General features: G+C 64.4%; 18 protein-coding genes. 5 read left to right on the top strand and 13 right to left on the bottom strand.

What is annotated here, in order from left to right; translation table 11 throughout:
* Nucleotides 1–42: 42 nt before the first annotated feature.
* The 4 genes from HV793_RS10600 (at nucleotide 43) to HV793_RS10585 (ending at nucleotide 6,031) form a co-directional block, all read left to right on the top strand.
* Nucleotides 43–2,976: a ribonucleoside-diphosphate reductase subunit alpha gene (locus tag HV793_RS10600; protein WP_054458348.1), complete on the top strand. Its 2,934-nt coding sequence runs from the start codon at nucleotides 43–45 to the stop codon at nucleotides 2,974–2,976.
* Nucleotides 2,977–2,996: 20 nt separating this feature from the next.
* On the top strand, nucleotides 2,997–4,196 hold the full coding sequence (locus tag HV793_RS10595; RefSeq protein WP_054458346.1) for a ribonucleotide-diphosphate reductase subunit beta: 1,200 nt from the start codon (nucleotides 2,997–2,999) through the stop codon (nucleotides 4,194–4,196).
* Nucleotides 4,197–4,620: 424 nt separating this feature from the next.
* Complete coding sequence (locus HV793_RS10590; protein ID WP_054458344.1) at nucleotides 4,621–5,289, top strand: histone H1-like DNA-binding protein; 669 nt, start codon at nucleotides 4,621–4,623, stop codon at nucleotides 5,287–5,289.
* 181 nt (nucleotides 5,290–5,470) lie between these two features.
* Complete coding sequence (locus tag HV793_RS10585; protein WP_054458342.1) at nucleotides 5,471–6,031, top strand: YggT family protein; 561 nt, start codon at nucleotides 5,471–5,473, stop codon at nucleotides 6,029–6,031.
* A 27-nt stretch (nucleotides 6,032–6,058) separates the two neighbouring features.
* On the opposite strand, the gene HV793_RS10580 is transcribed toward HV793_RS10585, so the two are convergent.
* The 13 genes from HV793_RS10580 to HV793_RS10520 all read right to left on the bottom strand — a co-directional run bounded on the left by HV793_RS10580 (nucleotide 6,059) and on the right by HV793_RS10520 (nucleotide 17,716).
* Nucleotides 6,059–7,501: a D-alanine--poly(phosphoribitol) ligase gene (locus HV793_RS10580; RefSeq protein ID WP_175161244.1), complete on the bottom strand. Its 1,443-nt coding sequence runs from the start codon at nucleotides 7,499–7,501 to the stop codon at nucleotides 6,059–6,061.
* Between the two features lie 16 nt (nucleotides 7,502–7,517).
* Nucleotides 7,518–8,645 carry an MBOAT family O-acyltransferase gene (locus HV793_RS10575; protein WP_054458338.1) on the bottom strand — a complete coding sequence of 376 codons (1,128 nt, stop codon included), beginning with the start codon at nucleotides 8,643–8,645 and terminating at the stop codon, nucleotides 7,518–7,520.
* A gap of 7 nt (nucleotides 8,646–8,652) precedes the next feature.
* Nucleotides 8,653–8,862 carry a hypothetical protein gene (locus HV793_RS10570; RefSeq protein WP_054458336.1) on the bottom strand — a complete coding sequence of 70 codons (210 nt, stop codon included), beginning with the start codon at nucleotides 8,860–8,862 and terminating at the stop codon, nucleotides 8,653–8,655.
* Nucleotides 8,859–10,046 carry a D-alanyl-lipoteichoic acid biosynthesis protein DltD gene (locus tag HV793_RS10565; RefSeq protein WP_054458333.1) on the bottom strand — a complete coding sequence of 396 codons (1,188 nt, stop codon included), beginning with the start codon at nucleotides 10,044–10,046 and terminating at the stop codon, nucleotides 8,859–8,861. Before HV793_RS10565 ends, HV793_RS10570 begins: the two co-directional genes overlap by 4 nt.
* Nucleotides 10,024–10,263 carry an acyl carrier protein gene (locus HV793_RS10560; RefSeq protein WP_006226661.1) on the bottom strand — a complete coding sequence of 80 codons (240 nt, stop codon included), beginning with the start codon at nucleotides 10,261–10,263 and terminating at the stop codon, nucleotides 10,024–10,026. Before HV793_RS10560 ends, HV793_RS10565 begins: the two co-directional genes overlap by 23 nt.
* A 415-nt stretch (nucleotides 10,264–10,678) precedes the next feature.
* On the bottom strand, nucleotides 10,679–11,182 hold the full coding sequence (locus tag HV793_RS10555; RefSeq protein ID WP_013391382.1) for an outer membrane lipoprotein: 504 nt from the start codon (nucleotides 11,180–11,182) through the stop codon (nucleotides 10,679–10,681).
* Nucleotides 11,183–11,377: 195 nt separating this feature from the next.
* Complete coding sequence (locus HV793_RS10550; RefSeq protein WP_054458332.1) at nucleotides 11,378–12,319, bottom strand: carbohydrate kinase family protein; 942 nt, start codon at nucleotides 12,317–12,319, stop codon at nucleotides 11,378–11,380.
* Between the two features lie 12 nt (nucleotides 12,320–12,331).
* Nucleotides 12,332–13,699 (bottom strand): DUF3426 domain-containing protein, encoded by a 1,368-nt coding sequence (locus HV793_RS10545; RefSeq protein ID WP_175213099.1) that lies wholly within the window; start codon nucleotides 13,697–13,699, stop codon nucleotides 12,332–12,334.
* 24 nt (nucleotides 13,700–13,723) lie between these two features.
* Entirely contained in the window at nucleotides 13,724–14,653 is a 930-nt protein-coding gene (gene prmA / locus HV793_RS10540; protein WP_054458328.1) for a 50S ribosomal protein L11 methyltransferase, read from the bottom strand.
* Nucleotides 14,654–14,756: 103 nt separating this feature from the next.
* Nucleotides 14,757–16,103 (bottom strand): acetyl-CoA carboxylase biotin carboxylase subunit, encoded by a 1,347-nt coding sequence (gene accC, locus HV793_RS10535; protein ID WP_054458326.1) that lies wholly within the window; start codon nucleotides 16,101–16,103, stop codon nucleotides 14,757–14,759.
* Between the two features lie 9 nt (nucleotides 16,104–16,112).
* Complete coding sequence (gene accB / locus HV793_RS10530; protein ID WP_175213098.1) at nucleotides 16,113–16,571, bottom strand: acetyl-CoA carboxylase biotin carboxyl carrier protein; 459 nt, start codon at nucleotides 16,569–16,571, stop codon at nucleotides 16,113–16,115.
* A gap of 87 nt (nucleotides 16,572–16,658) precedes the next feature.
* Complete coding sequence (gene aroQ / locus HV793_RS10525) at nucleotides 16,659–17,093, bottom strand: type II 3-dehydroquinate dehydratase (RefSeq protein ID WP_013391376.1); 435 nt, start codon at nucleotides 17,091–17,093, stop codon at nucleotides 16,659–16,661.
* 89 nt (nucleotides 17,094–17,182) lie between these two features.
* Nucleotides 17,183–17,716: a TlpA family protein disulfide reductase gene (locus HV793_RS10520; RefSeq protein WP_054458322.1), complete on the bottom strand. Its 534-nt coding sequence runs from the start codon at nucleotides 17,714–17,716 to the stop codon at nucleotides 17,183–17,185.
* Nucleotides 17,717–17,810: 94 nt separating this feature from the next.
* On the opposite strand from HV793_RS10520, the gene mpl reads away from it, so the two are divergent.
* A complete protein-coding gene (mpl, locus tag HV793_RS10515) occupies nucleotides 17,811–19,181 on the top strand; it encodes a UDP-N-acetylmuramate:L-alanyl-gamma-D-glutamyl-meso-diaminopimelate ligase (RefSeq protein WP_175213097.1) in 1,371 nt (456 codons plus the stop codon).
* Nucleotides 19,182–19,204: the final 23 nt, after the last annotated feature.

Here is a 19,204-nt window from a genome sequence, read left to right as displayed (position 1 = left end):
CCGTCATGTCGCTATCTACGCGCTTTTCGCACAGGAGCTTCCATGCAGACTACGATCGCCTCTGTGACCCGGCCCTCGGCCGTGCCGCCCTCCCAAACCGATTCCCCTGCCGACCCCAATGGCGGGCAATGGGCCAGCTACAACATCATTCGCCGCAATGGCTCGGTGGTCGGGTTCGAACCCAACAAGATCGCCATCGCCATGACCAAGGCCTTCCTGGCCGTCAACGGCGGCCAGGGCGCGGCCTCCGCGCGCGTGCGTGAGCTGGTCGAGAACCTGACCGGCCAGGCCGTCAACGCGCTGGTGCGCAACCGCCCCAACGGCGGCACCTTCCATATTGAAGACATCCAGGACCAGGTCGAACTGGCCCTGATGCGCTCGGGCGAACACGACGTCGCCCGCGCCTACGTGCTGTACCGCGAAAAGCGCACGCAGGAACGCGCTGCCGCCGCTGCCGCCGCCGCCGACAACCAGGAAAAGGCCGCCGCCCCGCAGGAACACGTGTTGAACGTGACCGACGCCGGCGTGCGCCGCCCGCTGGATCTGGCTGAGCTGCGCGCCACCATCGAAGCCGCCGGCGAAGGCCTGGCCGAATTCATCGACACGGAAGCGATCCTGAAGGAAACGGTCAAGAACCTCTACGACGGCATCCCCGTCGACGAAGTGTTCAAGTCCGCCATCCTGTCCGCGCGCGCGCTGGTCGAAAAGGACCCGGCCTACAGCCAGGTCACCGCCCGTCTGCTGCTGCACACGATCCGCAAGGAAGTGCTGGGCGAAGAAGTCTCGCAGGACGGCATGGCCGCCCGCTACGCCGAGTACTTCCCCACCTTCATCGCCCGCGGCATCGAAGGCGGCCTGCTGTCGCCCGATCTGGCCAGCTATGACCTGACCAAGCTGGGCCACGCCCTGAACGCCAAGCGCGACCTGCAATTCGGCTACCTCGGCCTGCAGACCCTGTACGACCGCTACTTCCTGCACATCCGCGGCACGCGCATCGAACTGCCGCAGGTGTTCTTCATGCGCGTGGCCATGGGCCTGGCGCTGCGCGAGACCGACCGCGAAGCCCGCGCCATCGAGTTCTACGAGATCCTGTCCTCGTTCGACTTCATGAGCTCGACGCCGACGCTGTTCAACTCGGGCACGCTGCACTCGCAGTTGTCGTCGTGCTACCTGACCACCGTCTCCGACGACCTGGAAGGCATCTACGACGCCATCAAGGAAAACGCGCTGCTGGCCAAGTACGCCGGCGGCCTGGGCAACGACTGGACCCCGGTGCGCGCGCTGCGCAGCCACATCAAGGGCACCAACGGCGAAAGCCAGGGCGTCGTGCCGTTCCTGAAGGTCGTCAACGACACCGCCGTCGCGGTCAACCAGGGCGGCAAGCGCAAGGGCGCTGTCTGCACGTACCTGGAATCGTGGCACCTGGACATCGAAGAATTCCTGGAACTGCGCAAGAACACCGGCGACGAGCGCCGCCGCACGCACGACATGAACACGGCGAACTGGATTCCCGACTTGTTCATGAAGCGCGTCATGGAAGGCGGCGAGTGGACGCTGTTCTCGCCGTCCGACTGCCCCGACCTGCACGACAAGTACGGCCGCGCCTTTGAAGAAGCCTACGTGGGCTACGAAGCGCGCGTCGCCAGCGGCGAGCTCAAGCTCTTCAAGAAGATGCCGGCGCTGAACCTGTGGCGCAAGATGCTGTCGATGCTGTTCGAAACCGGCCACCCCTGGATCACGTTCAAGGATCCTTGCAACATCCGTTCGCCGCAGCAGCACGTCGGCGTCGTGCACAGCTCGAACCTGTGCACCGAGATCACGCTGAACACCAACGAATCCGAAATCGCGGTGTGCAACCTGGGTTCTGTGAACCTGGTCGCGCACATGAAGCCGGCTGCCGGCGGCGGTTTCGAACTCGACCACGACAAGATCAAGCGCACGGTCAGCATCGCCATGCGCATGCTCGACAACGTGATCGACATCAACTACTACGCCGTCGACAAGGCCCGCAATTCCAACGCGCGCCATCGTCCGGTGGGCATGGGCATCATGGGCTTCCAGGACTGCCTGCAGATGATGCGCGTGCCTTACGCATCGCAGTCCGCTGTCGAATTCGCCGACCGTTCGATGGAAGCCGTGTGCTATCACGCGTACTGGGCCTCGAGCCTGCTCGCTGAAGAGCGCGGCCGTTATCAATCGTATGAAGGCTCGTTGTGGTCGCGCGGCATCTTGCCGCAAGACACGTTGAAGATGCTGCGCGATGAACGCGGTGGTCACGTTGAAGTTGATGAGTCGAGCACGCTCGATTGGGATACGTTGCGCGCGCGCATCAAACAACATGGCATGCGCAACTCCAATTGCATCGCAATCGCCCCAACCGCGACTATTTCCAATATCATTGGTGTATCTGCGTGCATCGAACCCACTTTCCAGAACTTGTACGTCAAATCGAATCTCTCCGGCGAGTTCACGGTCGTTAACGATTACCTCGTGCGTGACCTGAAGAAACTCGGTCTCTGGGACGAAGTCATGGTCGCCGACCTCAAGTACTTCGACGGCAGCCTGTCCCGCATCGATCGCGTACCTTCCGAACTCCGCGACCTCTACGCCACCGCGTTCGAAGTCGAACCGAGCTGGCTGGTTGAATGCGCGTCGCGCCGCCAGAAGTGGATCGATCAAGCACAGTCGCTGAACATCTACATGTCGGGCGCGTCGGGCAAGAAGCTGGACGACACCTACAAGCTGGCCTGGAAGCGCGGCCTGAAGACGACCTACTACCTGCGTACGCTTGGCGCCACCAGCGCCGAGAAGTCCACGGGACGCGGCGGCGAATTGAACGCCGTCTCGGCGGGCGCACCGTCCGCTGGTCCTGCTGTCGCTGCTGCACCTGTTTTGCCGGAACCCGAAGTTCTCGGGGCGGTTTGCACCATGCGGCCGGGCGACCCCGGCTTCGAAGAGTGCGAAGCCTGCCAATAACCGCCTCCGGAGAATGAATCATGATTAATTGGGAAGACGACACCATCGCCACGCAACCTGCACAATCGCCCGCACCCGCGGCGGGCGGGCAGGCTGCGCCCGCAGTCCGGGCGGCGACCGGTGTTTTCGGCGACACCGCCATGCCGACGCCTGCCGCGCCTGAACACGCGGCTGGCCTGGCCGCCAGCGGCTCCGCCACCTCGCAACGCGTGAAGGTTGCCGACAAGCGCATCATCAACGGCCAGACCGACGTCAATCAGCTCGTGCCCTTCAAGTACAAGTGGGCATGGGAGAAGTACCTGGCGACTTGCGCCAACCACTGGATGCCGCAAGAGATCAACATGTCGCGCGACATCGCCCTCTGGAAGAACCCGAACGGGCTCACCGAGGACGAGCGCCGCATCGTCAAGCGCAACCTGGGTTTCTTCGTCACCGCCGACTCGCTGGCCGCGAACAACATCGTGCTGGGCACCTACCGCCACATCACGGCGCCCGAGTGCCGCCAGTTCCTGCTGCGCCAGGCGTTTGAAGAAGCGATCCACACGCACGCCTATCAATACATCGTCGAAAGCCTGGACCTGGACGAAGCGGAGATCTTCAACGCTTACAACGAAGTGCCGTCCATCCGCGCCAAGGACGAGTTCCTGATCCCGTTCATCGACGCGATCGCGGACCCCAACTTCAAGACGGGCACCCCCGAAGCCGACCAGACGCTGCTGAAGTCGCTGATCGTCTTCGCTTGCCTGATGGAAGGCCTGTTCTTCTACGTTGGCTTCACGCAGATCCTGGCGCTGGGCCGCCAGAACAAGATGACCGGCGCCGCCGAGCAGTACATGTACATCCTGCGCGATGAATCCATGCACTGCAATTTCGGCATCGACCTGATCAACACCGTCAAACTGGAAAATCCGCATCTGTGGACGCCGGAATTCCGCGAAGAAATTCGAGAACTCTTCCGCAAAGCGGTCGAACTCGAATACGCTTACGCCGAAGACACGATGCCGCGCGGCGTGTTGGGCTTGAACGCACCTATGTTCAAATCCTACCTGCGCTTCATCGCCAACCGTCGTTGCCAGCAAATCGGTATCGAACCGCTGTACCCGCAGGAAGAAAATCCCTTCCCGTGGATGGCGGAAATGATCGATCTTAAAAAGGAACGCAACTTTTTTGAAACTCGCGTGATCGAATACCAAACCGGTGGCACGCTGAGCTGGGAGTAAAAGCAGTACGTCATCAGGCCCGGCGCGGGCACGCTCCAGACGCAAGGAGCGTTGCGTTCGCGACAGGCTTGATGATGTTCTCCCTGGTCAGGGTGTTTTGCCGCCGGGCCGCCCCAAGGCAAAACGCGCCCCCTCGGGGGGCAGCAAGCCGAAGGCGCGGCGTGGGGGCAATCGAACACACGTAGAACAAGCGGTCGGCGGCCTGTGATCAGGTCGTCTACCGGCGCCATTTGAAATGGCTCGCGCCAAAGGAGCGGGGGCCATATCAAATGGCTGTGCCGAATTCATTAGCGCAAACCGTAGTAGCTGTTGCTCGCACAGAACAGCGGCTTGCGCCGATGAATAGCCCGGGCACGATGCGCCTTGTTGGCGGATCGGGGCACGGGTTTAAGTTCTGGGACCCCTGAACCTAAGGAGCATGACCATGGCAACAGCCAAGAAAGCCGTAAAGAAAGCGGTGAAGAAGCCCGCCGCCAAGAAGGCAGTAGCGAAGAAGGCCGCACCGGCCAAGAAAGCTGCCGTCAAGAAGGTAGCCGTCAAGAAAGTCGCTGCCAAGAAGCCGGCAGTGAAGAAGGTTGCCGCCAAGAAGCCGGCAGTCAAGAAGGTCGCCGCCAAGAAAGCGGTAGCCAAGAAGGCCGTCGCCAAGAAGGCAGTCGCCAAGAAAGCGGTAGCCAAGAAGGTTGTCGCCAAGAAGGCCGTGGCCAAGAAAGCTGTCGCCAAGAAGGCGGTTGCCAAGAAAGCCGTAGCCAAGAAGGTCGTCGCCAAGAAGGCCGTCGCCAAGAAAGCGGTAGCCAAGAAGGCCGTCGCCAAAAAGGCTCCTGCTGCCAAGAAGGCGGTTGCCAAGAAGGCCGTAGCCAAGAAGGCGCCTGCCGCCAAGAAGGCTGTTGCCAAGAAGGCCCCCGCTGCCAAGAAGGCTCCTGCTGCAGCCAAGCCTGCTGCTGCCAAGAAGCCTGCTGCCGCCAAGAAGCCCGCTGCGAAGAAAGCCGCTCCGAAGAAGCCCGCAACGCCGCCGTCCACGGCTGCTGCTCCGGGCGCGAAGACCGCGCTGAACCCCGCCGCGTCGTGGCCGTTCCCGACGGGTGGCCGTCCTTAATCCGGACGGTTCGAAGCACTAGCTTCGCAGAGCCGCCTGGCTTAAGCCGGGCGGCTTTTTCGTGTCCGCGCGGTCCGGCATCGGCCAGCATCCTCCAGAACGGCGAGCGCGCGCGGCCTGCAGGCGATTTTTCGCCTGGGCATGCGACAATTGACTCCTCTTTTTCAGGGTGACCGTGTCCATGCTCGATGAAATCTTGCGTTTCCTTCTCGAAATCGTGTTCACGCTGTTTGGCGCGGCGCTGATTGCGCGCGCCTGGATGCACGCGATACGGCTGCACCCCTTCAACCCGTTGTCGCGCTTCATCTACCAAGTCACCAACTGGCTGGTGATGCCGCTGCGCAAGATCATTCCCGCCGGCAACAAGATCGACTGGACCAGCCTCGTCGCCGTGTGGTTGTCCGCGTTGGTCTATCTGGTGCTGATCTGGCTGGTGGTGATCGGTGCGCTGATTCCGCTGGATTACCTGCCCAGGGTCATGGGCTCGGCGCTGATCATGGCCGTCAAATGGGCGCTGAACCTGGTGGTATGGCTGACGCTGATCCAGGCCGTGCTGTCGTGGGTGAATCCGATGGCGCCCATGATGCCGCTGCTGCAGGCGCTGACCGCGCCCATGCTGGACCCCATCCGCCGCCTGCTGCCGCGCACCGCGATCGACTTTTCGCCGCTGGTGCTGCTGATCGTCGCGCAGGTGCTGTTGATGGTGCTGTCCAACATCAGCCAGCGCATGGTGGGTCTGTAAAGCGGCGGGGCCACGCCCCGCCGGCCCTTACGCCGGAATGCCGGCGTAGATCTCGACCAGCTTCTTGCGGTCGATCTTGTGATTGTTCGACATCGGTAGCGCCGCGCAGGCCACCAGCTCGGACGGCACCATATAAGGCGGCAAGCGCTGCGCCAGCCGCTCTTTCCAGCCCGCCAGCGCCTCAGGCGCCAAAATGCGCGGCGCCTGCTCCTCCACCCCCGCCACGAATCCGATCAAGCGCACCGCCGTGCCGTCGGGCCTGCGCAGCACTGCGCAGGCGCCGCCCTCCACGCCCGGCAGGCCATGCAGCGCTTCGTCGATCTCGGCAAGCTCGATGCGATAGCCGTTCAACTTGATCTGGTCGTCCATGCGGCCGCGGCAGAACAGCAGGCCGTCGCTCTCCATCTGGCCCAGGTCGCCCGTGCGGAAGGCGCGGCGGCCGTCGGCGTAGGTGTAGAGCTTGGCTTCGTTCAGGTCCGGGCGATTCAGATAACCGCGCATGACGTGGTCGCCCACGATGCAGATCTCGCCTTCGTCCACGATCAGCACGCTATCCGGCTTGGCATGCCCCACGGGCAGCGGGTCGTGCGCGGCCAGGACGGCGTCCGTGACTTCGATCCAGGTGGTCGCCACGGTGGCTTCCGTGGGGCCGTAGGTATTGAGGATGACGGCGTCCGGGAAACGCTGGCGCAGCTTCTTGGCCAGCGCCGCGGGCAGCGGCTCGCCGCAAAACAGGAAGGTGCGCAACCCAGGCAATGCAGCCGGCGAGAAATCGCGGTTGGCCAGTTGCTGATGCGCGAACGACGGCGTGGACACCCAGACCGTCACACCGTGCTCCGCCAGGCGGGCCATCCAGGCAGCAGGCGCGGCAATCTGTTCGCGTGCATTCAGCACGCAGCAACCGCCCGCGGCCAAGGTGGCGAACACTTCGTACATGGACAGGTCAAAGCTGAATGGCGCCTGGTTCATGAACACGGGCGCTTCGCCCAGACCGAAGCTGCCCAGCATCCAGTCGCCCAGCAGGCCCACGCTTTCGCGGCCGATCTGCACGCCCTTCGGGTCACCCGTGCTGCCGGACGTGAACATGACGTAGGCCAGGCCGCGCTCGGCCAGCATGGCGCCCTCGCCCGACGTGAAGCTGCCGCTGGCGGCATCGAACACGGCCGCGGCGCGCACGATCTCGACGATGCGGCGCAAACGCTCTTGCGGATAGATGGTATCCACCGGCACGAACGGCGCCCCGATCAGCAAGGCGCCGACCATGGCGACGAAGAATGCAGCTTCCTTGTGACCATAGATGGCCACCGGCACGTCCGGCGCCACGCCCTGCCTGCGCGCCTCGTCGGCCCAGGCACCTGCCTCGGCGCGCAATTGCGACCAGCTCAGGCTGCGGTCGGCGGCGACGACCGCAGGCGCGTCGGGCGCATATCCGGTATCTGTGAACTGGAAAGACTTCAGATCGAAACGCATGCCGAAACTCCCGGCGTCAGATGGGACTGCGGCCGCTGAACACGTACAGCGCCAGCGCAGCAAGAATCAGGGTGAGCACGCGCCCGAGAAAGCGCATGACGGGCTGCGCCAGCGCAGCCTGCAAGGCCGGGCGGGTGCGCGCCGCGTTGATCAGCAGGTTGTGGCCCACCGAGTACGCACCGAACATCAGGCCGCTGACGATGTAGTGCAGCGACAGGCCATTCCAGACGCCCATGGCCAGCAAGGTCGCGAAGATGCCGATGTTCTGCGCCGCCATGCGGTGGCGTCCAAAGAACTTGGTCTTGCTCAGCGCCTTGTAGATGGGCATGAACACCACGTCGCGCAACCACTCCGACAGGCTGATGTGCCAGCGGCGCCAGAAATCCTGCGGGTTCAGTGTGGCCAGCGGATTGCGGAAGTTGATCGGCAACGTGAATCCGAACAGCATGCCGATACCGATCGCCATGGTGGAATAGCCGGCGAAGTCGAAGAACAGATAGGCGCTGTAGAGCGTAGCGTTGAGCGCCACGCCAGTGAACGAATAGTCATGCGCGTCCAGCGTCGCAAGGCCGTAGCGCCAGATCAGTTCGGCCACGCCGAACTTCTGGATTACGCCCAGCATGATGAGCTCCAGGCCGCTGAGCCAGGTGTTCAGGTTCACGCCTTCGTAGCCGCGCTTCAGGTCCGCCTGGAAATTACGCCAGCGGTACATGGGACCGGCCAGCAACGTCAGCGGGAAAAACAGGTAGATGAAGTAGTCCAGCGGCGACACGCGTTCGTTGCGCTGCGCGAACAGCAGCACGTCGATGGCGCGGAACGTGGCGAAGGACAGCCCCAGCATGGCGCCCAGGTGCGACACGCCCGTCTTCACCAGCAGCAGCGGCGTCATGGTGATGATCACGGCCAGCCAGGTGGGGATGTAGTTGCGCCGCACCGCCCACAGCGCGGTGCCGGAAATGGCCAGCAAGGCGATGGGTTGATACGGACGCGCCCAGAACACCGCCATCCACACGCCCAGGCAGATCACGCCGATGATGTGGCGGTAGCCGATACGGAACGGCATGCCGAAGGAACGGTAGGCCAACAGGCCCAGGCCGCCGCACAAGGCGCCGCCGAAAAAGCTCAAGCTTGCGAACAATTCCATGGCGGGCTCAGAACTGTTGGTATTGGAATTCGACCTTGATCGGCCCGCCGCTGCCCGTGGTGGGCTGCGCCTGCAGCACGAACACCAGGATCACGCCGATATACAGGCATAGGTGCCAGAGAAATCGGCGGCCCCAGGCGACGGCCGCCTTGCGGGTTTCCTGCCCTTCAACAGCGCGGCCGGCCTCGGGCGCGGCCGCGGGAAGAATCTTGCTCATCGGGAAAAGTACTCCGCAATGCCTTGATCGGCCATGGCCCAGCCAAGTTCGGCGAGGTGCATGTCGTCGCGCAGCATGCCCGGTTCAAAGGGGATGCTGTAGAGATCCAGGCAGCCCATCTGGTAGCGCTCGCACATGCCCGTGATGGCGGCCACCACCGGGTCGAAGCGTTCCACGTCCAGGATGAGCTTGGGATTGAAGGGCTGGATGACGAAGTAGGCGTGGACCTTGCGCTTCTGCAGCAAGGCCATCACGCGCGACAGGTCGCCGAGTTCCGTGCGGGTGATCGGATCGATGTCGGCGAACTCGTTGCGGGCTGGCGAATACAGCGCCGCCAGGTACTGCTTGTAGTAATCGTCGCGCACGTCGTAGGGGTTATGGCCGCCCAGGTCCTGTTCGACCACGCGCGCCTGATGCGTCAGCCGGCCCCACTGGCCCTGGTCCAGGCGTGCGGCCGACGGCCACGACACGTAGCGGTGCGCCGGCACGGATAGCTTGGTGCGCGGACGATCGGGTGCAGGTTCCTTGCGCGCATGCCACCACAGCGCCAGCTTGTCCTTCAGCTCGGCAACCTGGCCATTGGCGATGAGCCACAGCAGGCCCCAGTTGGCGTTGTCGCTGATCCAGTTCTGCATCTGTTCGCGCGTGTTGGGCTGGTCCCAGAGCCGGTCCCAGACCGGTCCCGTGACGTGCTCCGCGAACGCGCTGCGCGGCAACTGCCCGCCCGAGGCAAACCAGGCCGGCGACAGCATGATCACCAACCGTGTATTGGGCGTGAGCGAATCCGCCACCGACTCCAGCACGCTGACGATGCCATAGGACTGGAACATGGCGTGGCCATAGGCCAGCGTCGGCACTTTCAGCTCTTCGGGGAAGAAGCGGTAAGGCACGAAGCGCAGGTCGTGGCTGGACAGTTCGGACGAGCCGAGCACGACCAGCGTGCCATCGCTCAGGGCGTTGCCCAGGCGGTTCAGGTTGACGTGCTGCGTACCCCAGTCCGGCCCCAGGTTGGGCAGGTAGTTGCTCTTGGCGGAGCCCGCGGCCGAGGGCGCCGACATGGGATTCACGACGCGGCTGAGCAGATCGTCCGCGCCGCAATACGTACCCACCGCCAGAGCCACCGCCGTCGCGGCTGCCGCGACGTGAGACAACAGCCGGGTATTACGAAGTATGGGCAGCGACATAGCCGGCAAGCGTGCGGACCGACTGTAGGTGCTCCGCGATCTCGGGAGCCGGAATGCTGCAGCCGTACTCCGACTCGACCGCCAGCGTGATGTCCACGGCGGCGAGCGAATCGACCAGGCCTGTGGCAATCAACTGCGTATCGGGGGTGACTTTCTTCATGACGATCGACTCGACGATCTCGCCGATCTTGGTGTGGAGTTCTTGCTCGGTATGCATAGATAGTGCGGCGTTACAGGCCTGATCGGCCAACAATCCCCCGCCCCGGGATTCAGGACGACGAGATTACAGAGAAACTGCTGAAACCAGGCTGAATATCCAGCCCCCCGGCAATCGACGTTCCGATGCACTCAGTTACATGATTTTCGCAATGCGACGTCGATCGCAGGCGCAATCATGGCACCACGTTCGTCAAATCGCCATGACGCTTTTGGAGGAAATCGCGAGAAAACGCTGGCAAACGTAACGTTCGCGGGTAAGTCCCTGGGCGCCGCGTTGCGGCCGAGCGACAGATTTTTACGCTTATCCAGCTTTTGCCGCCTTGCCCCCCTTTTCGCCCCATGCGCCGGCAATAAAAAAGCCCCCTGACGGGGGCTTTTGCGTGGCCGCGCCGCAAGCGGCGCTGGACTGGTCATTACATCGGCGTAACGCGGGTCGGGCCGGAGCCGCTGATCACCTGCACGCGCTGTCCCACGCTGATGGGCACATCGGCTTCCTGCGCAACCACGCGGGTTTCGCCGTTGTCCAGGCGCACGGTGATTTCGTAGCCGGAATTCTTGCCGGTCTGGTTCTCGATGGCGTTACCCGCCAGCGCGCCCAGGATGACACCGCCCACAGTGGCGATGGTGCGGCCGGTGCCGCCGCCGATGGCGTTACCCGCCACGCCGCCCAGCGCGCCGCCGGCCACCATGCCGACGCCGCTGGACTTGTCGTTCTGGATCACGATAGGACGCACGCCGGTGACCGTGCCGGTACGGACGATCTGCTCGCGCTGCGCCTGGTCATAGCTGTAGACGCCGCTGGACGCGCTGCGGTTGGCGCAGCCGCCCAGGACCGCCATCGAGGTCACGACTGCGGCGATCGCCAGCCAGCGCCCCGCGCGCGGCGTCACCAGGGAAAAAGTTTTGCTTTGATTCATTTGGACTCCTCGATCGGCCGTTGCCGACGATGTACTCATCATACCCTGGCCCCGAATTGGGGCCAGCGATGCTGCAACACACTGAAACGCACCGCCAGAAGCTGAAAAACACAGCCGCAAAAGACGCCGGAACACGGCGTCTTCAACCCTCGCCAACGCTTCGACCGCAGCGCAACTGCAGGGTTCCCGAGGGGTTTAGAGCGGCAGATGAATACCGTAGGTCGCGTGCAGCACGGCGTCGATCTCGGCGCGCGATGGCGCATGGTTTTGCGGGCCGCGCGAAGCGATCTTGATGGCGCCCATGACGTTGCCCAGACGGCAGCTGTCTTCCCAGTTCCAGCCGCTGGTCAGGCCGTAAAGCAGGCCGCCGCGCTGCGCGTCGCCGCAGCCGGTCGGGTCGACCACCTGGGCCGCGCGCACCGGCGGAATCTGGATGGTCTTGCCTTCGGTCAGCAACGTGGCGCCTTCCGCGCCGCGCGTCACCACCACGGCCTGCAAGCTGCGGGCGATGTCGTCCATGCTGCGGCCCGTGCGCTGTTCCACCACGCCGGCTTCATAGTCGTTCACCGTCAGCGCCTGCGCCAGCTTGAGCATGCGCTCCAGGTCCGCCCCGTCGAACAGCGGCATGGCCTGGCCCAGGTCGAAAATGAACGGAATGCCGCGCTTATGCAGGCGCTCGGCATGGGCGAACATGCCTTCCTTGGCGTCGGGCGCAACGATGGCCCAGGCCGCGTCGGCGTCGCTCAGATCATTTTCCGCCGCGTGCGACATGGCGCCCGGGTGGAAGGCAGTGATCTGGTTGTCGTCCAGATCGGTGGTGATGAAGCACTGCGCGGTGAACGTTTCCGGAATCACCTTCACGCGGCTGACGTCGATGCCCAGGCCAGCCATGCGCTCCATGTACTCGCCCGCGTCTTCACCCACGGTCGCGACAGGCACTGGCTTGCCGCCCAGGAGGTTCATGTTGTAGGCGATGTTGCCCGAGCAGCCGCCGTATTCCTTGCGCATGCTGGGCACCAGGAACGACACGCTCAGCGACTGGATGCGGTCGGCCAGAATGTGTTCCTTGAAACGTCCTTCAAACACCGCGATGGTGTCGAACGCCATCGAACCGCAAACCAGAACTGGGGTAGCCATGCGAGTCATCCCTTAAGGAAAGAATTTATTGATTTGAAAGCCATTGACCTGGACGCCAGTCACTTCAATCGGCACGGAAATCTTCAATTCGCCCTGAGGCGCGAAAGGACCGCGCAGTTGCTCGGGCGTCAGATAATCTTCGGGCTTGAGCGCGCGGCGCACCACCACCGTGTCCGACAGGTCGTTCAGGTCCAGCATCAGGGCGGGCCAGTGCTGCGGCTTGTCGTGACGGTTGCGCATCATCACCGTCAGCACCAGGCGGCTGCGGCCGTCATCGATCGCTGCCGCGCCGGTCGGCGGCTGCAGCGACGAGGAGGTGATGTGTATGAGTTCCAGGCGACGCGCGTACCCCACGGTGCAGCCCAGCGGCTGGCACGCCATCTCCAGCGCCGGCCGCAGAATGGGCACGGAATTGGCGATATCGGTGCGGTACACGTATGCCAGTTGCAGGCCCAGCGCGATCAGGCCGATCAGGCAGGCGTAGCCCCATAGCTTGCGCAGCAGGCCTTGGCGCTCCTCGCGGTCCTGGTCGAGGAATTCGGGCGGCGCGCGGCCCACGTCGGTGGCGCTGGAATAACGCGTGCGGGTGTCGCCCAGCACGGGCTCGCCAGCGTCTTCGCGATCGGGGCCGTGATCGTCGCGGTAGCGTTCCCGGTAATCGTCGGGGTCGTCGTCGCGATGCTCGTCGGCGTACTCGTTGTCGTATTCGTCGTCGCGCGCTTCGTCACGCACGTCGGCGCGAGCGCGGCCTATGGTGAAGGACGGCTCCGCATGCTGGCCGCGCACGGCCGTGTCGGCATGATGCCCCGCCCTCGAAGCCGCGGGCGCAGTCCAGCGCAGCGGATCCTCGTCATCGCCTACGTCGTCGTCGGCCAGGTCGTCCGATTCATGACGCCTTGCATCTTCCTCGCCTGGGGTCGGTTCGGCGCGCCGGCGGATATCGTCGCGGCCGCGCAGCACGGCAGGCGGCACCGCGGGCGGACTGTAGGGCGCCGCCACGGGTGCGCGCGGCGGTTCGGGCTCGTCGTCCCAGGGCGCGATCTGTGAAAAATCCACCGCGGGCGCGGGACGCTCCGGCGGCGGTGCGGCGGGAGGCAGAGGCGCAATGGGGGCAACCGGCACCTGCGGCGCAACGGGCGTCGCCGGCGTCGCCAGGACTGGTGCGGCCTGGCTGGCGGCGGGCGTCACCGGCATCGGCATCGGCGGTGCGGCCGGCGGCACGGATTGCGGCGCCGCGCCCGCGGCCGGCAGCAGGCAGGCGCGCCCGTCAAACACGGTCGAGCAGGCGCCGCAGCGCACCAGGCCATTACGGACCCGCAGCTGGTCAGGCACCACCTTGAAGGTGGTGCCGCACTGCGGGCAACGGGTGGTCAGGGCCATGGCGCGATCCAGCGGTGGCAGCGCTCAGGCCTTCTGGCCGTGCAAGCACACCCAGCCGTCGCGCGCGCGCCAGACCGACATGGCGATCCAGGGCGCGTAGGCGGCGGCCACTTCCTCGGCCTGCCGTTCCAGCACGCCGGACAAGACCAGATGGCCGCCCGCGGCAACGCGTCCGGCCAGCATGGGCGCCAGCACCTTCAGGGGGTTGGACAGGATGTTGGCGACCACCACTTCGAACGTGCCATCCGCCAGCCCGTCAGGCAGCATGGCCCGCAGCTCGACGTGGTTGACCTCGGCATTGAAGATGGTGCTCTGCACTGCCTGGGCGTCGATATCCACCGCCTGAGTCGGACCCGCGCCCAGCTTGCGCGCGGCGATCGCCAGGATGCCCGAGCCGCAGCCGTAGTCCAGCAGCGTGGCGCCGGCCGGCAACTCGGCTTCCAGCCAGGCCAGGCACAGATGCGTCGTGGGATGGCTGCCGGTGCCGAAGGCCAGGCCCGGATCCAGCTCGATGTGGATTGCGCCTTCCTGGGTGGCGGCGTCCGGCTCGAAGGCCGGCACATCGGGATTGTCGCGGTGCCAGCTGGGCACGATCCACAGGCGTTCGGCGATATGGATGGGGCCGAACTGCGACTGTGTCAGGCGCACCCAGTCGGCGTCGGGCACGTCACGCAGGCTCCAGCCCTCGAACACGGCGGGATCGAGTTCGCCCGCGGCGGCGGCTTCTTCCATGATCTGCGCGGGATCGGCTCCGTCGGGCAGCAGGGCGACGACGCGGTTGCGGTCCCAGGCCTGCACGTCGGGCTCGGTGCCCGGTTCGCCGAACAAGGGACGCTCGTCGTCGGTGCCCAGGTCGGCATCTTCGACAGATACCGACAGCACGCCTGCTTCCAGCAGGGCATCCGAGAGGGCTTCGGCCTGCGCCTCCAGGCAATGGAGCACGAGTTCACGCATGATGATTCTTCCATCTGGTCAACGGGCCGCGGCTTGCGCCGCGGCCCGTTGACCGTAAAACAAAACAGGAGCGGCCCGGGAGCGGAAAGCCCCCGGATCGCGGTCAGGGACGCTGAGCCAACTTGTGTTCCAGGTAATGGATGCTGGTGCCGCCTTCGATGAAGCGGGCGTCCTGCAGCATTTCGCGATGCAGCGGGATGTTGGTGGAAATGCCTTCCACCACCATTTCCGACAGCGCGGTGCGCATGCGGGCCAGTGCCTGGTCGCGCGTGTCGCCGTAGGTGATGACCTTGGCGATCATCGAGTCGTAGTTCGGCGGCACGAAATAACCGTTGAACGCATGCGAATCGATACGCACGCCCGGGCCGCCCGGCGTGTGCCAGTTGGTGATGCGGCCGGGGCTGGGCACGAAGCGGAACGGATCTTCCGCGTTGATGCGGCATTCGATCGCGTGGCCCTTGAAGGTGATGTCGCGCTGGCGCAGCGTGAACTTTTCGCCGGCGGCGATCAGGATCTGCTGCTGGACCAGGTCCACGCCGGTGATCAGCTCGGTAACCGGGTGTTCGACCTGGATGCGGGTGTTCATTTCAATGAAATAGAACTCGCCGTTTTCATACAGGAACTCGAACGTGCCCGCGCCGCGGTAGCCCATCTTGCGGCAGGCGTCGGCGCAACGGTCGCCGATGCGCTCGATCAGGCGGCGCGCGATGCCGGGCGCCGGCGCTTCCTCGATGACCTTCTGGTGACGGCGCTGCATGGAGCAGTCGCGCTCGCCCAGCCAGACCGCGTTGCGGCCGCCGTCGGCAAGCACCTGGATTTCCACGTGGCGCGGATTCTCCAGGAACTTCTCCATATAGACTTCGGGGTTGTTGAACGCGGCGCCCGCTTCGGAACGCGTCATGGTGACGGCGTTCAGCAGCGCAGCCTCGGTGTACACCACGCGCATGCCGCGGCCACCGCCGCCGCCTGCCGCCTTGATGATGACCGGATACCCGACTTCGCGCGCAATGCGGACGATTTCCTGCGGATCGTCGGGCAAAGCGCCTTCCGAACCCGGCACCACCGGCACGCCGGCTTCGATCATGGCGCGCTTGGCGCTGACCTTGTCGCCCATCAGGCGGATGGTGTCGGGACGCGGACCGATGAAGACGAAGCCACTCTTTTCGACGCGATCGGCGAAGTCGGCATTTTCGGACAAGAACCCGTAACCCGGGTGGATTGCCTCGGAATCCGTGACTTCGGCCGCCGAAATGATGGCCGGCATGTTCAGGTAGCTTTCACGCGACGGCGCGGGCCCGATGCACACCGATTCATCGGCCAGGCGCACGTACTTGGCTTCGCGGTCGGCTTCGGAGTGCACCACCACGGTCTTGATGCCCAGCTCGCGGCAAGCGCGCTGAATGCGCAGGGCGATTTCGCCCCGATTGGCGATCAGGATTTTTTCGAACATTTTCAGCTATCAGCCAATGACGAACAGGGGTTGACCGTACTCGACGGGCTCGCCGTTTTCGACCAGGATTTCTTTGATGACGCCGGACTTGTCGGCTTCGATTTCATTGAGCAGCTTCATGGCTTCAATGATGCACAGCGGATCGCCTTCCTTCACCGTGGCGCCGACGTCGATGAACGGCGCGGCGCCCGGGTTCGGCGCGCGATAGAACGTGCCGACCATCGGAGCCTTCACGACATGGCCCTGGATCACCGGCGCAGCTTCGGCGGCGGCGGGCGCGGCCGGAGCGACGGTCTGGGCCACCGGCGCCGCCGGCACGCCGGCTTCGGGGTGGTGGTAGGCGACCGGTTGCAAGGTCTGCGAGAACTTGACGATCCTCACCTTGCCTTCGCCTTCGGTGATTTCCAGCTCGGCGATGCCCGATTCAGCCACCAGGTCGATCAGGGTTTTGAGTTTTCGGAGGTCCATAGAAGCTGCTTCCCGAGATAGTGTCGGCGACGTCCCAGCGTCGGGTCCGCGCCGTATAAGATGTAAATGCTGTGGTTTGGTGCGAGATCAGTGCCGTACTGCGTAACGCAGAGCCGCCTCGTAGCCATCCGCGCCCAGGCCGCTGATGAGGCCTACCGCCAAGTCGGACAGATAAGAGTGATGCCTGAAGGGCTCTCGCTTATACAGATTGGACAAATGTACTTCAATAAATGGGATCGCGACCCCAGCCAGCGCATCGCGAATTGCGACGCTGGTGTGCGTATATGCCGCCGCGTTGATGATGATGAAGTCGGTGCCGTCTTGCCGGGCCGCCTGGATGCGGTCAACCAGCGCGCCTTCGTGATTGCCTTGCCACGCTGTCAGCGTGGCGCCCAGTTCGCCTGCGAGCAGCTCAAGTCCCTCGTTGATCTGTTGCAGCGTAAGGCTGCCGTAGATGTGAGGTTCTCGGGTGCCGAGCAGGTTCAGGTTCGGGCCATGCAATACCAGTATGTTTTGCGCCATGCGCTTGCCAATGAGTGGTTTGCCAATTGTTGGCAAAACAGCCGATAAACCAGCTTTTTACGCCAATTCCTACTATTTGTCCAACAGACTTACGCCTTTAAACCAGATAGGGTGCGATCCAGGTCGTCGGGCTGGATTTCACCCAATATCTTCCGGTTAATTCCGCCATCTGCATTGAAAACAATAGTAAAAGGCAGGCCGCCGCTGGGATTTCCCAGCTTACGCAATGTATCGATGGCGCCGGCCCCTATCACCCACAAGGGGTAGGAAACCTGTACTTTCTCGACAAATTTTTGCATATTCGCAGCCGAATCGACACCAATGCCGACAAATCGTACATGCGGGTACTTTTTCTGCAAAACGTCGAGCTCGGGCATTTCTCGGACGCACGGCGCGCACCAGGTTGCCCAGAAATTGACCACGATGGGCTGGCCTTTCCAGCCCGCCAGCGTATGGGACGCCCCGTTCAGGTCGGGCAGCGGCATCTGCATCAGGGCGGCGACGGGATCGCCGGCATCGGCTGCGGCCGAGGGCGTCGAGGTCTTGCGGCCCATCAGGGTGTAGCCGCCCGCAACCGTGGCGGCTATGGCCACGCCGGCGGAAAGAAGTAGGCGTCGATTCATGGCGCGATCATAACCGCTGCCGCAGGTTTGCGCCGCGCGGGCCGCGGCTGGCCGCCACTCTATATATATACAATGCAGGACAGGAGAGTTTTCAATGCACCTGCATATTCTTGGCATCTGCGGTACGTTCATGGGCGGTCTGGCGCTGATCGCGCGCGCCGCCGGCCACAAGGTCACTGGTTGCGATGCGGGCGTGTACCCGCCCATGAGCACGCAACTGTCCGAACAAGGCATCGAGCTGATCGAAGGCTTCGGCGCCGAACAGCTGGCGCTCAAGCCCGATCTCTTCGTGATCGGCAACGTGGTCAGCCGCGGCAATCCTTTGATGGAGGCCATCCTGGATTCGGGCGCGCGCTACGTGTCCGGCCCGCAATGGCTGGGCGACAACATCCTGCCCGGCCAGCACGTGCTGGCGGTGGCGGGCACCCACGGCAAGACCACCACCAGCTCGATGCTGGCCTGGGTGCTGGAAGCCGCGGGGCTCGCGCCCAATTTCCTGATCGGCGGCGTAGCACAGGACCTGCACGTGTCCGCGCGCTTCGATCCGTCGCGCCGCCCCTTCGTGATCGAGGCGGACGAGTACGACACCGCCTTCTTCGACAAGCGCTCGAAGTTCGTGCACTACCGTCCGCGCACGGCCATCCTGAACAATCTTGAATACGATCACGCCGACATCTTCCCCGATCTGGCAGCGATCGAGACCCAGTTCCATCATCTGGTGCGCACCATCCCTGGATCGGGCCGCATCGTGCGCCCGGCCCACTGCGCCGCGCTGGACCGCGTGATTGCGCGCGGATGCTGGTCCGAAACCGTCACGTTCGGCGCCGATGGCGCCTGGCAGGCGACGGCTCCGGATGCCGAGGGCGCATTCAGCGTGCTGCGCGGCGGCGTGACTGCCGGCACCGTGCGCTGGAACCTGACGGGCGAGCACAACCGCATGAACGCGCTGGCGGCTCTGGCCGCCGCCGAACACGTGGGCGTGCCGGCAACCCAGGGCATCGAGGCCCTGAGTCGCTTCGCGGGGGTGAAGCGCCGCATGGAACTGCGCGGCACGGTCAACGGCATCAAGGTCTACGACGATTTCGCGCATCATCCCACCGCCATCGCCACCACCCTGGAAGGCCTGCGCCGCCAGGTCGGGCCGGCCCGTATCCTGGCCGTGCTGGAACCGCGCTCCAACACCATGAAACTGGGCACCATGGCCGCCCGCCTGCCCGAGGCCCTGGCCGACGCCGATCTGGTGTTCTGCTTCGGCGCCCATTCCGGCAAGCACGCCCTGGGCTGGAATCCGGCCGAAGTGCTGGCGCCCCTGGGCGACCGCGCTTCCAGCTACGATGACATCGGCGCGCTGGTCGCCGCCGTGGCGGGCGCGGCGCGTCCGGGGGACCAGGTGCTGGTCATGAGCAACGGCGGCTTCGGCGGCGTGCACGGCAAGCTGCTGGACGCCTTGCAGGCGCGCGGCTGATTCCGGCAAAGACACCGCAAAGG

It is taken from the genome of Achromobacter aegrifaciens (assembly GCF_902859965.1).
GTDB lineage: Bacteria > Pseudomonadota > Gammaproteobacteria > Burkholderiales > Burkholderiaceae_B > Achromobacter > Achromobacter aegrifaciens.
This window is presented reverse-complemented; position numbering and strand designations above follow the sequence as displayed.